The organism is Pseudomonas sp. WS 5071 (assembly GCF_012985765.1).
Taxonomy (GTDB): Bacteria; Pseudomonadota; Gammaproteobacteria; order Pseudomonadales; family Pseudomonadaceae; genus Aquipseudomonas; species Aquipseudomonas lundensis_A.
Genome location: NZ_JAAQWY010000006.1, coordinates 20,108 through 36,039 on the forward strand (window position 1 = coordinate 20,108; position 15,932 = coordinate 36,039).

Annotated in this window: 11 protein-coding genes; 6 read left to right on the forward strand and 5 right to left on the reverse strand. The window is 59.1% G+C overall.

The features are described 5' to 3' along the window. Positions 1–43 precede the first annotated feature (43 nt). From HBN61_RS05065 to HBN61_RS05080, 4 genes are all read right to left on the reverse strand, one after another. Positions 44–760: an MgtC/SapB family protein gene (locus HBN61_RS05065; protein ID WP_170046253.1), complete on the reverse strand. Its 717-nt coding sequence runs from the start codon at positions 758–760 to the stop codon at positions 44–46. A 71-nt stretch (positions 761–831) separates the two neighbouring features. Continuing rightward, on the reverse strand, positions 832–3,594 hold the full coding sequence (gene mgtA, locus HBN61_RS05070; protein ID WP_170046254.1) for a magnesium-translocating P-type ATPase: 2,763 nt from the start codon (positions 3,592–3,594) through the stop codon (positions 832–834). 694 nt (positions 3,595–4,288) lie between these two features. After that, positions 4,289–5,623, reverse strand: coding sequence for a lysine N(6)-hydroxylase/L-ornithine N(5)-oxygenase family protein (locus HBN61_RS05075; RefSeq protein WP_170046255.1), 1,335 nt, complete (start codon positions 5,621–5,623; stop codon positions 4,289–4,291). A gap of 117 nt (positions 5,624–5,740) precedes the next feature. Beyond that, complete coding sequence (locus HBN61_RS05080) at positions 5,741–6,220, reverse strand: sigma-70 family RNA polymerase sigma factor (RefSeq protein ID WP_170046256.1); 480 nt, start codon at positions 6,218–6,220, stop codon at positions 5,741–5,743. A gap of 312 nt (positions 6,221–6,532) precedes the next feature. Between HBN61_RS05080 and HBN61_RS05085 the strand changes: the two genes are divergently transcribed. The 5 genes from HBN61_RS05085 (at position 6,533) to HBN61_RS05105 (ending at position 13,219) form a co-directional block, all read left to right on the forward strand. Next, positions 6,533–7,705, forward strand: a complete 1,173-nt coding sequence (locus tag HBN61_RS05085; RefSeq protein ID WP_170046257.1) for an efflux RND transporter periplasmic adaptor subunit — start codon at positions 6,533–6,535, stop codon at positions 7,703–7,705. Beyond that, positions 7,706–9,673 carry a MacB family efflux pump subunit gene (locus HBN61_RS05090; RefSeq protein WP_170046258.1) on the forward strand — a complete coding sequence of 656 codons (1,968 nt, stop codon included), beginning with the start codon at positions 7,706–7,708 and terminating at the stop codon, positions 9,671–9,673. A gap of 7 nt (positions 9,674–9,680) precedes the next feature. Further along, positions 9,681–11,075, forward strand: coding sequence for an efflux transporter outer membrane subunit (locus tag HBN61_RS05095; RefSeq protein WP_170046259.1), 1,395 nt, complete (start codon positions 9,681–9,683; stop codon positions 11,073–11,075). 232 nt (positions 11,076–11,307) lie between these two features. Continuing rightward, positions 11,308–12,060, forward strand: coding sequence for a hypothetical protein (locus tag HBN61_RS05100; protein ID WP_170046260.1), 753 nt, complete (start codon positions 11,308–11,310; stop codon positions 12,058–12,060). Positions 12,061–12,316: 256 nt separating this feature from the next. Continuing rightward, positions 12,317–13,219: a hypothetical protein gene (locus HBN61_RS05105; protein WP_170046261.1), complete on the forward strand. Its 903-nt coding sequence runs from the start codon at positions 12,317–12,319 to the stop codon at positions 13,217–13,219. 39 nt (positions 13,220–13,258) lie between these two features. On the opposite strand, the gene pvdP is transcribed toward HBN61_RS05105, so the two are convergent. Continuing rightward, a complete protein-coding gene (gene pvdP, locus HBN61_RS05110) occupies positions 13,259–14,869 on the reverse strand; it encodes a pyoverdine maturation tyrosinase PvdP (protein ID WP_170046262.1) in 1,611 nt (536 codons plus the stop codon). A gap of 227 nt (positions 14,870–15,096) precedes the next feature. On the opposite strand from pvdP, the gene dkgB reads away from it, so the two are divergent. Next, on the forward strand, positions 15,097–15,900 hold the full coding sequence (gene dkgB / locus HBN61_RS05115; RefSeq protein ID WP_170046263.1) for a 2,5-didehydrogluconate reductase DkgB: 804 nt from the start codon (positions 15,097–15,099) through the stop codon (positions 15,898–15,900). The last annotated feature ends 32 nt before the right edge of the window (positions 15,901–15,932 follow it).

Below are 15,932 nucleotides of genomic sequence, written 5' to 3' on the forward strand. Positions count from 1 at the left end.
TTGTTGTAAGAATTCCCTTAAGAAGTCATTCGTTATCCCGGATTTACTCTGTGGTACTCGGGCTCCAAAAGGCTTGAACCACCAACGTGGAGGTGGAGATGCGTGCGACCAATGCGTCCAGCTCGTCACCGTCCACTGACGTGGCGACCAGTGTGCATTCAATCTCGACATCCTCCTGACCAAACGCGTGTATATCCAGATCCCGCGCCGGGTAATTGCTGCGCTCAAGCTCGGCTTCCAGCAAGGCGAGTACGGCTTTTTGCTGATGACGGCGCGCTATGACATAGACCATGTAAGTGACTTCAGACGAAATAACGTCCAACGGCTGACGGTTAATGTTGTTCACAATCGGGCGCAACAAGGTGTTTGCCGCCAACACAAACAACGTGCCCAGAAGTGCCTCGAGAATCAGGTCGGCTCCTGCACAGGCGCCCACGGCGGCAGAAGCCCATAACGTGGCGGCCGTGTTAAGCCCGCGCACATTGCCTTCTTCACGCATGATGACGCCGGCGCCCAAAAAACCGATGCCGGACACCACATACGCCACCACCCGCACGGCGCCTTCGGCACCGCCTAGGCGGTTGGCCATGTCGACAAAAATGGCCGCCCCCACCGCCACCAGCACGTTGGTGCGCAAGCCTGCGGTGCGTTGGCGGTATTGACGCTCGAAACCGATCAATCCGCCCAACACAAACGCTGCGCTAAGGCTGAGCAGCGTGTCGACCAGTGAAACCAGGTTGATATTGTTGAGTGCTTGCATAGCTTTCATCCTTGACTCAATCGCTGGATATCATCGCCGCCTTACCAGGCGGCGATGGAAGAAGACTGACGTTACTGCCAGCCGAACTTGCGGATGTAAAACCCTTTCACCGCCTGGGTCAGCCCCATGTACGCCAGCAAAATCACAGGCAAGAACACGAAGTACAACGGTGGCAAAGCTTCAAGCTTAAAGTAGCTGGCCAATGGCCCCATTGGCAGGAAAATCCCGATGGCCATGATGACCCCCGTCATCACCAGCAACGGCGTGGCGGCGCGACTTTGCAGGAACGGAATCTTCGGCGTGCGGATCATGTGCACGATCAGGGTTTGAGTCAGCAGGCCAACCACGAACCAGCCCGACTGGAACAGCGTCTGATGCTCGGGGGTATTGGCCTGAAACACGTACCACATCAAGCAAAACGTCAGGATGTCGAAGATCGAGCTGATCGGTCCGAAGAACAGCATGAAACGTCCGACATCCGCCGGCTGCCAGCGCTGTGGTTTTTTCAACAGGTCGTCATCGACGTTATCGAACGGGATCGCAATCTGCGACACATCGTAGAGCAGGTTCTGTACCAGCAGGTGCATTGGCAGCATCGGCAGGAACGGGATAAAGGCGCTGGCCACCAATACCGAGAACACGTTGCCGAAGTTCGAGCTGGCGGTCATTTTGATGTACTTGAGCATGTTGGCGAAGGTGCGACGCCCTTCCAGCACGCCCTCCTCCAGCACCATCAGGCTCTTTTCCAGCAGGATGATGTCAGCGGCCTCCTTGGCAATGTCCACGGCACTGTCGACCGAGATCCCGATGTCGGCGGTGCGTAAGGCCGGGGCGTCATTGATCCCGTCGCCCATAAAACCGACCACATGGCCATTGGCTTTGAGCAAGCGCACGATGCGCTCCTTGTGTGTGGGCGTCAGCTTGGCGAACACATTGGTGGTTTCCACTGCAACCGCCAGTTCAGCATCGCTCATGCGCTCAATGTCATTGCCCAGCAACAAGCCCTGCTGGTCCAGCCCCACTTCCCGGCAGATTTTCGCCGTCACCAACTCGTTATCACCGGTCAGCACTTTGACCGCCACGCCGTGCTCAGCCAAGGCTTTAAGCGCAGGCGCCGTGCTCTCCTTGGGCGGATCAAGGAATGCCACGTAGCCAATCAGGGTCAGGTCCTGCTCATCCGCCAGGGTATAAGTGTCGCGCCCCGGCTCCATTGAGCGCGCCGCCACCCCCACCACCCGCAACCCTTCTTCATTGAACGCTGACGTGACGCGACGAATGCGCGCCAACAGTTCATCCGTCAGAGCTTCTTCCGAGTCGCCATGACGAACCTTCTTGCACACGGACAGGACTTCTTCGACAGCGCCTTTGCAAATCAGCACGTGCGGGCGGTCTTGCTCGGCCACCACCACCGACATGCGACGGCGGGTGAAGTCAAAAGGGATTTCGTCGACCTTGCTGTAGGCCGTGCCCACGTTCAACTCGCGGTGCACCTCAACATGCTCCAGCACTGCGACATCCAGCAGGTTTTTCAGGCCGGTCTGGTGATAGCTGTTGAGGTAGGCCATTTCCAGCACGTCGTCGGACTCTTGCCCCCACACATCCACATGACGGGCGAGGAAAATTTTGTCCTGGGTCAGGGTCCCGGTTTTATCGGTGCACAACACATCCATTGCACCAAAGTTCTGGATCGCGTCCAGCCGTTTGACGATGACCTTTTTACGCGACAGAAACACAGCGCCCTTGGCCAGCGTCGAGGTAACGATCATGGGCAGCATTTCGGGGGTCAAGCCCACGGCCACCGACAGTGCAAACAGCAGGGCCTCTGGCCAGTCGCCTTTGGTGAAACCGTTGATGAACAGCACCAGCGGCGCCATCACAAACATAAAGCGGATCAGTAACCAGCTGACTTTATTGACACCGGTCTGAAACGACGTCGGGCCACGGTCCGTGGCGCCGACCCGTTGGGCCAATGCACCAAAATAGGTGTTGTTGCCGGTGGTCAGCACCACGGCAGTTGCCGCACCGGACACCACGTTAGTGCCCATGTACACGATGTTTTCCAGTTCCAGCGGGTTGCGGGTGTCACGGTCTGCCTGGTGCGGGAATTTTTCCACAGGCATGGATTCGCCGGTCATGGCGGCCTGGCTGACAAACAGGTCCTTGGCGCTGAGCACGCGGCAATCTGCCGGAATCATGTCCCCGGCCGACAACACGATCAGGTCGCCCGGCACCAGTTGCTTGATCGGCAGCTCGATGCGTTGCGCACCCTTGATGTGCAACGACGCCCCATAAAACTTGCCAAACACCGGCGCCGCATCGGCACTGAAGTCGCGGCGCATCACTGTGGCTGTGTTACTGACCATGGCCTTGAGCGCATCTGCGGCCTTGTTGGATTTGGCTTCCTGCCAAAAGCGCAACACCGTGGACAACACCACCATCGTGCCAATCACCACAGCGGCCTGGACGTCATCGGTGGCCAGCGACACGGCCGCCAGCAGCGTCAGCAACAAGTTGAAGGGGTTTTTATAGCAGTGCCACAGGTGCACCCAACGGCTCAAGGGCTGTTCGTGCTCTACCTCGTTAAGCCCGTGTTGCTGGCGCAGTGCCTGGGCTTCGACCTCGCTCAGGCCATCGGTGTGAGTACCGAGACTGTCGATCAACTGCGCGCTGTCGCGGTGGGCGGCCGCCACCAGGGTTTGCGCCAGGGTGGGCGGCACTTCGCGGCTGACCGTGGTGTCTGTCACGCTGTCCAGCAATGCCAGGCGGCGAAAGTGCCGTGCAATGTGACGCGTGCGCAGAAAACCTGCGAAAAATTCTTTCAGGGTGAGTTTCATCGTGCTACTCCTGCGCCGCCTGCGCTCACCCTGATCGGGGCTTACGCAGGCGGCCTTAATCTCGAACCGTCATTCATGGTGTCAATACTCGTGTGCAGGTCGGATACCTGCGTTTAACGGGGCAATCGCCCCCGGCCCGGCAATGCAGGTCGATGATGGCGACGGCGGATTGGCATAAGGGTGTGGCCCATGGTGAGTCCTCTGACTTACAACGTCAGCGGTGTTCCACGGCAGGTGCAGACGAGCACAGGCGCTACGCCGCAAACGCGGGGCATGGGCCTGCTTCCTGAGGCAACCGGCCTGGCGAAAGGCGTTGGTCACACAGGTTTAAGTGTCGAAGAGAGGGCTTGCCGGATCAGGTCACAGGGGACCGGTTCTAGACGCCATTTCTCGCTGTTCAGCAAGAAACGGCAGGGGAATCTGCGCGTTAACTTGCCGAATGTTTGCCAGTCTTGAAGACCGGCCGACTACTGTCACTCGAACTGGTACCCACTGAGGAACTCCGCTATGGATGAAAACGCCGGCAGCTTACGCCTGACGCTTTAGAGAGTAAACCGCAGGCATACGTCCGTGCGGTAAATCGGAAAACCCTTCAGGAAGGGTTCAGATTCCAGTGAGGGTTCAAGTGCCCCCCCCCTGAACCCTCAACCGCAAAAGCCCCTTCAATGAGTGACACAGCCCGTTTGTTTAAAGGCTATACAGCCGCCAACAGCTGCTCGGCGTTGAGGTGACTTTGGGTATGGCGTTTAACGTGGGCATACAGCGACGCGGCTATTTCCTCGGAACGAATCGCTAGCACCGACAACAAGGTGTCGCTCAATCCATGGCTGGCCTGGCAAAAGCCCTGCATGTAAATCCCGGCTTTGCAGCGCTGGTCGGTGACAATGCGGTAATCGCGGTCCACCTCGAAGTCGCCCAGGTACTCGGCCAGCGGTGCCAACAAATGCCGGTGCAACTGGCGCTCATAGCCTGTGGCCAAAATCACCGCGTCGTACTGCTGCGCGCTGAGGTCAGCCGTGGCGGTGTTGCGCAGCGCCAGGGTGATGCCCTGCGCATCTGCAACGGCCCCTTCAATACTGGTCAGGCTACGAAACGCATGACGGGCAATACCCGACACTTTTTGACGGTAGAAAATCCCGTAAATACGCTCGATCAGGTCAATGTCGACCACCGAATAGTTGGTGCTCTGGTACTCGGTAATCAGGCGCTCACGTTCGGTGGTGTTCTGTTGATACACCAGGTCGGTAAACGCCGGAGAAAACACTTCGTTGACGAACGGGCTGTCATCGGCCGGTTTGAGGGCCGAGCCGCGCAGGATCAAATCCACCTGCGCCGACGGGAAGCAGTCATTCAAATCAATGAATGCTTCGGCGGCACTCTGGCCACCGCCAATGATCGCGATACGCATGGGCTTGCCGCTCACGCAAGGTTGCGCAGCCATGCGCTCCAGGTACTGCGAGTGATGGAAGACGCGGCTGTCACTGTTGAGTGCCTTGAATGCTTCAGGAATACGCGGTGTACCACCGGCACTGACCACCACCGAACGCGTCGTGCGCACGTGCTGCTGGCCTGACATATCGCGGGAAATCACGCGCAGCGCCTGTACCTGTTGCTGATGCAACACCGGCTCGATGGCCAACACGTCCTCGCCGTAGCGGCTTTGGGCCTCAAAGTGCGACGCCACCCAGCGCAGGTAGTCATTGAACTCCATGCGGCACGGGTAAAAGGTGCCGAGATTGATGAAATCAACCAGACGACCGTGGGCATTGAGGTAATTGACGAACGAATACGGGCTGGTCGGGTTGCGCAATGTGACCAGATCCTTGAGGAAGGAAATTTGCAGCTCACTCTGGGTGACCAGCGTATTGCCATGCCAGCGGTAGTCCGCCTGCTTGTCCAAAAACAGCACATCCAGCGGGCCTTGCACCTGCCCGCCTTCTTCCAGGGCGATGGCCAAGGCCAGATTGGAAGGCCCGAAACCAATGCCGATCAGATCATGAACGACGGCCGAAGCGATTGCCTGTGTCATTTCCAGTGTCCTCTGGATTACCCCTCAACAGGGGGGAGAAAAAGCCCATGACCCGATTGCGCTGTGGCAGCACGGCAGGTCGTCTGTTGAGTAGGAACGAGACTACAGAAATAAAATTTAGGCGTTGTCCCACTGCCGAATCCGAATCCGGCAATGCTTCATGGCGTTGACAATATGCTTTTCGACCACGCTGCGGGAGACACCGAGGCGCTCGGCAATTTCCGGATGTGACAAGCCTTCAAGCTTGCGCAGCAAGAAACTGTCGCGGCATACCGCAGGCAATTCATTCAGCGCACGCTGCACCATTTCCAGACGCTGGCCCTGCGCCAGGGTGGCGTGAGGGGATGGGCTGTAAAAGCGCTCGTCGGTGTCCAGCGCCTCAAGTGGCTCGATCTGGCGCAAGGTGTTGCGTCGATGCCCGTCGATCACCAGGTTGAGGGCCGTGCGGTACAAAAAGGCCCGCGGCTGCTCAATCGGCTCATCGCTGGAACGCTCCAGAACGCGTACATAGGCGTCATGCACCACATCTTCGGCGGCCTGCGCATTGCCCAGTCTGGCACTCAAAAAGCTGACCAGCTCGCGGTAGTAGTTTTCCAACGTAACTCCTGACCGCAACCGGTGCGGCAACTTTCCATGAGCGCTGAAACAAGGCCGAATCAGATGGCGGCATGATGATGGCACTTAAGGGGACGTAATTTATAGTAATTCTCATATAGATTTAAAGTCCGGCCGTTGAGACAAACAGGAAATATTCAGAAATAACCTGTTCTGCCCCGCCTTAAATTCGTTGTTCAGCTCTACGTCTACTCAACAGCTCCCCGTAACTGTCAGCTCGTGACAGCGTTAGCTGTAGGGCATTTCGGCTCGACGACCTGACGACGGGCCAAATCCCATTGGCCGGAACCCTGCATGAAACGCCCCCGACAGACCCGCCGCGCTGTACTGATCGCATTTTCTTCACTGCTGGTCGGTGCCTTTGTTGCCTGGCCCTTTCTGACACCCGGCCGCGAAACGTATGACACGGTGACGGTGACGCGCGGCAACATTGAAAACAGCGTCACGGCACTTGGCACGCTGCAACCACGTCAGTACGTGGATGTCGGCGCCCAGGCGTCCGGGCAAATCCGCAAGATCCACGTCGAGGTCGGCGCCGAGGTCACGCAAGGTCAGCCGCTGGTGGAGATTGATCCGTCGACACAAACCGCAAAGCTCGACGCCAGCCGCTTCGCCATTGAAAACCTCAAGGCTCAACTGCACGAGCAGCGCGCCCTGCATGATCTGGCGCGGCAGAAATTCCAGCGCCAGCAGCGCCTCGCCCAAGGCGGCGCCACGCGCGAAGAAGACATACAAAGTGCCCAGGCAGAGGTGCGCACTACTCAGGCGCGCATCGACATGTTCCAGGCGCAGATCCGTCAGGCCCAGGCCAGCTTGCGCAGTGACGAAGCCGAATTGGGCTATACGCGCATCTTTGCGCCCATGTCCGGCACTGTCGTGGCCATCGACGCCCGCGAAGGACAAACCCTCAATGCCCAGCAGCAAACGCCGCTGATCCTGCGGATCGCCAACTTGTCGCCCATGACGGTCTGGGCCGAAGTCTCGGAAGCCGACATCGGCCACGTCAAACCGGGTATGCAGGCCTATTTCACAACATTGAGCGGCGGCAACCGGCGCTGGACCAGCACTGTGCGGCAAATCCTGCCCGTGCCGCCCAAGCCCTTGAACGAGGCCAGCCAGGGCGGCGGCAGCCCTGCCAGTTCAGGCAAAAGCGGCAGCGCAAGGGTGGTGCTGTACACCGTGCTGCTCGATGTCGACAACACCGATCAAGCGCTGATGCCCGAAATGACGACCCAAGTGTTCTTTGTCGCCGATCAGGCCCGAGATGTCCTGCTGGCGCCCATCGTGGCCCTGCAAGGCAGCAACGACGGCGATCGCCAGACAGCCCAGGTGGTGGCCAAAAACGGTGACATCGAAGCCCGCCAGATCCGCACCGGTATCAGCGACCGCTTGCGGGTACAGATCCTTGAAGGGCTCAACGAGGGCGACCACCTGCTGATCGGCCCCACCCCCGGCGACGGAGGTTAAATGGCCACGCCCCTGATTGAACTGCATGCCATCCGCAAGGTGTACGGTGGTGTCGACACCCCGCAGGTGCAGGTGCTCAAAGGCGTCAGCCTGTCGATCCATGCGGGCGAATTCGTGGCCATTGTCGGCGCCTCGGGTTCCGGCAAATCGACACTGATGAACATCCTCGGCTGCCTCGATCGCCCGACCTCCGGGCGCTACCTGTTTGCGGGCCAAGACGTGGCCAGCCTGGACAGCGACGAACTGGCCTGGCTGCGCCGCGAAGCGTTCGGCTTTGTGTTTCAGGGCTATCACCTGATTCCCTCTGCCTCGGCCCAGGAAAACGTCGAAATGCCCGCCATTTATGCCGGCATGCCCGCCGCCGAACGCCATGCCCGCGCCGCTGCCCTGCTGACGCGCCTGGGCCTGGCCGAGCGCACTGGCAACCGGCCGCATCAACTGTCCGGCGGCCAGCAACAACGGGTGTCCATCGCCCGCGCCTTGATGAACGGCGGGCACATTATCCTGGCTGACGAACCCACCGGTGCCCTCGACAGCCACAGTGGCGCCGACGTCATGACGTTGCTCGATGAACTGGCCAGCCAGGGCCATGTGGTAATCCTGATTACCCACGACCGCGAAGTCGCGGCACGGGCCAAACGCATCATCGAGGTGCGCGATGGCGAGGTCATCAGCGACAGCGCCCACGGTGCACAACCGCTCACGGACACCCCCACCACCCTGCAGGCCATCGACCTGCGCCAGCGCCTCAATCAAGGCAGCGAAGCCCGTGGCGCCTGGAAAGGCGAGCTGCTGGATGCCGTCCACGCGGCCTGGCGGGTGATGTGGATTAATCGCTTTCGCACCGCCCTGACCTTGCTCGGTATCGTCATTGGCGTGGCGTCGGTGGTGGTGATGCTGGCCGTGGGTGAAGGCAGCAAGCGTCACGTCATGGCCGAAATGGGCGCGTTTGGCTCCAACATCATCTACCTGAGCGGCATGTCGCCGCGCCCACGGGCGCCGCTGGGGATTGTCACGCTCAATGACGTGGCCGCGCTGTCCACGCTGCCGCACGTGAAGATGATCATGCCGATCAACGGCGCCGAGATCGGTGTGCGCTATGGCAATGTCGATCACACGATGTACACGGGGGGCAACGGCATCGACTTCCCGGCCATTTTCAATTGGCCGGTGGTGCAAGGCAGTTTTTTCACCCAGGCCGACGAGGATGCCGCGGCCGCCGTGGCCGTGATCGGCAAGAAAGTGCGGGAAAAGGTACTCAAGGACGTGCCCGACCCGATCGGGCGCTACATCCTGCTGGAGAACGTACCGTTTCGCGTGGTGGGGATTCTGGCCGAAAAAGGCGCCAGCTCCGGGGATTCTGACAGTGACTCGCGCATCGTGGTGCCCTACTCCGCGGCCAGTGTGCGCCTGTTTGGCACCCACAACCCTGAGTACGTGGTGATCGCCGCGGCCGACGCGAGCAAGGTCAATCAGACCGAAAAAGCCATTGAGCAATTGATGCTCAAGTTGCACGGCGGCAATCGTGATTTCGAAATCACCAACAACGCGGCAATGATTCAGGCCGAAGCCAAAACCCGCAACACCCTGTCGTTGATGCTCGGCTCGATTGCTGCGATCTCGCTGCTGGTGGGCGGCATCGGGGTGATGAACATCATGCTGATGACGGTGCGTGAACGCACCCGTGAAATCGGCATTCGCATGGCCACCGGGGCGCGCCAACGCGACATCCTGCGCCAATTCCTCACCGAAGCCCTGATGCTCTCGGTGGTGGGCGGTGCGACCGGGGTCGGCCTGGCATTTATCGTCGGCGCCGTGTTGTCTCTGTGCGATGTCGCAGTCGCGTTCTCGTGGGTTGCCGTCCTCGGCGCCTTTGGCTGCGCACTGGTAACTGGCGTCATTTTCGGCTTTATGCCGGCCCGCAAAGCTGCCCGGCTCGACCCGGTCACGGCCCTGACCAGTGAATAAACAATTGATGAAGCCGTCCTTGAGTGTGTTGTCCTTGTGCCTGTTACTGGGCGCCTGCAGCCAGAATCCTGCAGGCGACGATAAGGCCGTGGTGCCACCGGCGACGTGGCAATCCGCAGCTGTCCGCGCCTCTCTAACCGTCAACCAACAGTGGTGGCAACAGTTTGGCAGCCCCGAATTGAATCGCTTGATTACCCGGGCCCAAGCGGACAGCTACGACCTCGCGGCCGCCGTCGCCCGCGTGCAGCAAGCCCACGCCAGCGCCGTGATTGCCGGTGCGCCGCTGCTGCCGGAGGTCAAATTCAGCGGCAGCGGCAACCGGGAGAAACTCCTGCGCGGCAAAGGCTACAGCCAGCTGGATGCCACCGATGACAATAAAGCCGTGGACTACTTTGATGCCAACCTGACCGCCAGCTATGAAGTGGATTTCTGGGGGGGCAAAGCCGCTGCCCGGGACAGTGCCGTACAGGCGCTTCGGGCCACCGAGTTCGATCGTGCAACCGTGGAACTGACGCTGCTCAGCAGCGTCGCCAATGGTTATGTGCAGACCCTGGCCCTGGAGGAACAACTGCGTATCGCCCGCCTCAACCTCGCTAACGCTCAACGGGTGCTCAAGGTGGTGCAAACGCGCCATGACGCAGGCTCGGCCACGGGGCTGGAACTCGCCCAGCAAAAGAGCCTGGTGGCCAGCCAACAACGGCAGGTGCCGCTTGTGCAACAACAAGCCCAAGAAGCACGCATTACCTTGGCGGTGTTGCTGGGCAAACCCGTGCAACAACTGCACCTGGGGGAGACGTCTTTCGCCCGCCTGCACTGGCCAACCCTCGGCAGCGGCGTGCCCAGCGACTTACTCAGCCGACGCCCGGACATAGCCAGCGCCGAAGCCAAACTGGCGGCGGCACACGCCGACATCACGGTCGCGCGTGCTGCCATGCTGCCCAGCCTGACCTTGAGCGCCAGCCTGGGCTCGGGCGCCGACCGCTTGAGTGACGTGCTGCGCAGCCCGTTTTATAACCTTGCGGCAGGGCTGGCCGCGCCGATCTTCAACAACGGCCGCCTGAGCGCCGAACGTGACAAAGCCAACGCCCGCCAGCAGGAACTGCTCTACACCTACCGCGCCAGCATCATCAGCGGGTTTGCCGATGTCGAAAAAGCCCTGAACAACGCTATCGGGCTGGACCGCCAACGCCAGTGGCAAGACGAAGAACTCAAGCAGGCGCAACAGGCGTTCGACATAGCCCAACACCGCTATGAAGCCGGGGCGGAAGTGTTGCTCACGGTGCTGGAAACCCAGCGCACGCTGTACCAGGCGCAAGACCTGCACGTGCAACTGCGCAGGGCGCGCTTGCAAGCCAGCATTGCCTTATACAAAGCACTCGGCGGGGGCTGGCACGCCAAGTAAGTTGTGCCGGCATTCACTTTTTTCTGAACGCTTAACTATGTATCCCCAAGGCGGGTTCATTGCGCCTTATTGTTTCGACACCCAGCGATGTGCGCGGTGTTGAAACACCTCAATCATGAGGTTGCACGGCGACCCATGATCCCGCTGACATTTATCCCCCACGCGCAGCGCACATACATTTCGTACAGCACCCAGTTAAATACTCAGCACATTGCGCGCACGAGGCATGACCATGAACGCCACCCCTGATAAAGACGTTGACTTAACTACCCTGCCAAACACGCTCACTTGCCAGCCATGGGAATTACTTATCCCGATTGAAGGAAGCGGTATTAACAGTGGTGTTTCAGCCGTTGAATTCAAAGGCAAACTCTATGCGTTCTATCTCAAATCAAACCCCGGGCAACCGACGACAATCGGTTATGCCACCTTGTCCAAAAACATTAAAAACAGACTCTTTGTAGAAAGCCTTGATGAACTCACTGCCAAGGACGTGGCTCACTTCAGACCCGCCGTTACGGTTTACGACGATCATTTATTTTGCTTTTTTACAGCCACCGACCAAACCCTGCGCTATCACGTATTTACGGGAACCGACTGGTCCGCTGTGGATACCGTGCCCCATACGTTAACGGCCGACGCACCCTCTGTCGCCACGCACGGCAACCGCTTGTATTTGGTGCTGCGCGGAACCGTGGGGAATGTGTTCTATCACAACGTGTTCGAAAACTTCAGTTGGGGCACGAACATCCCCAGCTATCACATCCTTTTCAACGACAGCCCGTCACTGTGCATGTATGAGGAAAACCCCCACGTGGCAATCAATGGCCTGGATGGACAACTGCATGTCTTTGTATTCACCGACAATCAATGGCGACCTGCTTTAAGGCTTTCTCAACGCAACCTATACGGCGCGCCCGCACTGCATGCGTGGGCAAAATTCATCGTTACTGCCACGCGCAGTAGCGTCACCCACCGTTTTTAAACCGAACTTATCCACCCTCCCGCAGCCAGGCCGCAGCTGTACAAAACAGCTGGCCCTTACGTGTCGCCTCCGTGCCTGACGACCTACGACCATGATTTATATTTACTTGGACAGCGGCCGTGCAATGACTTGGGTATTTCGCGGTTTAACCCTGATTAAAATCCCGGAGTGAACCGCCATTCCCGCTCCCTCTTCACGCGAACGGAAACTAACCGTTGCCGCCCCCCAACTTGCAGCCAAGCCAAAAAGACGCCCCATGAATCATTTATCCAATAACAATTCAGATGCGCCAATACACAATTCGGGTTGCCCAACCTGGGAATTGATCATGCCCATTGAAGGCACGGGTATTTCCAGCGGTGTGTCGGCCGTCGAGTTCAAAGGTAAGTTGTATGCGTTCTATACCCGCCATAAAACCCCTGACGCTGTGACGCTGGGTTATGTTGTGCTGAACAAAAACGCGGACAACGACTTAAGACTGGAAAGTATCAATGAGCTACCGGCCCCGCAAGTTGCGCATTTTCGACCGGCCGTGACGGTGTACGCGCAACACCTGTATTGTTTTTATACCGCGACCGATCAAACCATACGCTTGCTTAACTATTCAGGCGCTGAGTGGTCATCGACTGAGTCAGTGCCCAACGTATTAACGTCTGATGCGCCTTCTGTCGCAAGTAATGGCGCTAGTTTGTACCTCGCCTTGCGCGGCACACGGCAACACGCGTTTTACCACAAGGTTCTGGATCACACCGGCTGGCAACCGCATGTACTTGATCCTGATATAAACACCGCAGGAAGTCCTTCACTGTGCATTTACGAGAACGTGCCTTATGTGGGAATAAGAACCCCGGCCGAGCAACAACTTATATGCCGTTTATCCAGCTACTGGCACCCCATACACCTCTCCAAACAGCGCGGCACCTATGGCGCTCCGGCACTTGCTGCACACGATAAATGCTTTTTTTCCGCGGCTCGCCTGCGCGACAGCAACCAGTACACCATTGACAGGTTTCAACCCAAGCAGGGGATGGAGCACGTAGACAAAACTGCAGGCGCTTACTTGTCACCACCCTGCCTCACACAGTACTCGGGCGATCTTTATTTGATCGGTCAGCGGCCTTGCAATGATCTCGCCATTTTAAAATTCAACCCCGACTGATACCTGATGTACCCCTCATGCCGATTGGCTGCGAGGGGCTTATATCGCCAGGTGCCGGGCATACCAGGGACGACGTGGAACCTTGCGCTGCAACGTGTCCAGCACCTGTTCATCAGCGAAAGTAATACGTAACGCCAGCTTCATGGTCTCAGGGTCCATTTCCACCGTTTTGCCCTCTGCCAGCCCCGGCGTGGTGCTGCAACCATGGGTGATGGGCCCCAGCCAGGGATCGCCCACTTCCACCCAGCGGCCCGGCGCAAACCACGGCACACCGCTGACGTCCATGCAGGTCACTTCGCCTGGGTGAAAACGCTGGTGGGCGCGGTACCAGTCTTCAAGGCGGTCATCGATCCAGCCGTGAAAGCACCAGAACACCGGATTGACGTGGGAGGAAAACGGATCACCCAAAAAGTCATTCTCGGGGGCGTACCAACGCGCGGAAAAATCGGCCGGATCACGAGCATAGGGCACAGGCGCCCCATTGGACGGGTCGCGCGGCACAGAAGCCCAGCGCATGTGCAGCCAGTCGTGCAGCCCCAGCTCAACCTCCGAACCGAACTGGCCGAGGGTCAATCTCGACAGGTAACGCGGATCGCGATACCGCGACTCCCACACCTCAAAATTACTGTGGAAGGTCTCAGGCTGTTTGATGTCGCTCAACCATTGGGTATACAGCGCGTCGCCCTCCGCCAGCCAGGTCGGTGGCAAGGCGCTGCCGTCGTGGTTATCAAAGTAACGCGCAAACCCCGCGCGGTCGCGTTCCAGCTCCGGCTGGGGCAACGGGAGCGCGGACCACGAGGGCAAATGCTGCATCGAGCGCGCCGTGCGCAACATGTGTCGGTGCATGAAAAAGAAATCCACCCCCGAGCCATTGCGGTCCTTGCGTGGCCCCCGGGCGTCGCGCTCCTTGTTGCGCTGACCGGGCTGCCAGCCGATGCCGCGCAGGGCATTGCGCTTGGTCTCGGACAGGTCGTGCCAGGTGTCGCGTGAGGCATGCCAAAGCTGGTGAAAAAGCCGATGCTGCGGCGACACCAGCCATGCCAGCAGGGTCGGGTTCAGGCCGATACGCGCGCGGGCTTCAGGAAAGGTGCATTTGAGCGCGACAAAGTGGTTGTCCTGCTCGGGCAATGCCAGCGGGCGATCCAGACGCTGCACCCGGCCACTCAAAGTGCCACTGCCCGCATTGCCATACAGGCCCCACACTTCATCAAGGCTGAAACTCAATTCGTAATCGGGTAGCCCATGAGCAGCATCACTGCGGGTCAGGCGCCAGTGCATGCGCCGGGCTTGCGGCTCAACCAGATCGCCCAGGATGCGATAGCGCGGGGTCTGCTCGCTGTGCAACACCTGAGCCGTGTCCAGAAAACCCCGGACCCCTCGCCCCCGCGGCGCAATGTCCAGCCACACTTCGAGGTCGCCGGACGGCAACCCGTGCAGTCCGGCATCCTGGCCGCTGAACCGGATCGTCCATAGACCGCGCAACTGATCGGCCAGTTGCTGCCCGGCCGTGTCTGCCAGATCGACCGTTGCCTCGCCAGGGGTGATCGGTTCGTCCACCCGCGTCAACGCGCGATGTCCATAGAACGCTGCAGGCGCGGCAGCCCCGGTGATCGCTAAACCTGCGATGAACCCTCGTCGAGAAATCGTCATTGCCCTACCTGTCCCAGCCTGAATGCAGGCGTTATCCAAGCTAGAACGTGTGCGCATCGACGAAATTTAGGCCTCGGGCCCGGGTCACCCAGCAGGAACTCCCACGCCTGAACGAACTCAGTGATTCATGACCTGTGCTCAAGAGAGCTTTGCCTCAGGACGGGTGTTTCACCCCCACAAGGGCAGCGATACTCACCCTCATTCTTACGACCTCCAAGGAGTTATCCATGACAGTTCCAGCCTTCGGCCTCGGCACTTTTCGACTAAAAGGCCAAGTGGTGATCGACTCGGTTAAAAATGCCCTTGAGCTGGGTTACCGCGCTGTGGACACCGCGCAGATTTACGAGAATGAAGCCGATGTCGGCCAAGCCATTGCCGAGAGTGGCGTGGCACGGGATCAGCTGTACATCACCAGCAAGATTTGGGTCGATCATTTCAGCCGCGAAACATTGGTTCCGAGCCTGAAAGAAAGCCTGAAGAAACTGCGCACCGACCACCTCGACCTGACCCTGATCCACTGGCCTTCGCCGGCTAACGAAGTGCCTGTCAGCGAATTCATGGCCGCGCTGCTGGACGCCAAGCAACAGGGGCTGACCAAAGAAATCGGTGTGTCCAACTTCACCGTCGCGCTGATGAAAGAAGCGATTGACGCAGTCGGCGCCGAGCACATTGCGACCAACCAGGTCGAACTGCACCCGTACTTGCAAAACCGTAAGGTGGCTGAATTCGCCAAGAGCCAAGGTATTCACATAACGTCCTACATGACGCTGGCCTATGGCGACGTGTTGAAAGACCCGGTCATTCAACACATTGCAGAGCGGCACAACGCCACCCCGGCGCAAGTCACGCTGGCGTGGGCCATGCAACTGGGTTATTCGGTGATTCCGTCGTCTACCAAGCGCGCCAACCTTGAGAGCAACCTCAAGGCGTGCGAGCTGACACTGACCGAAGCCGACATGCAGCATATTGCAGCGTTAGACCGTGGCCATCGTCTGACCAGCCCAGAACGCCTGGCGCCTGAATGGGACTGAACCGAAGGGCAGCAGCCTCGTGCTGGCCAGTG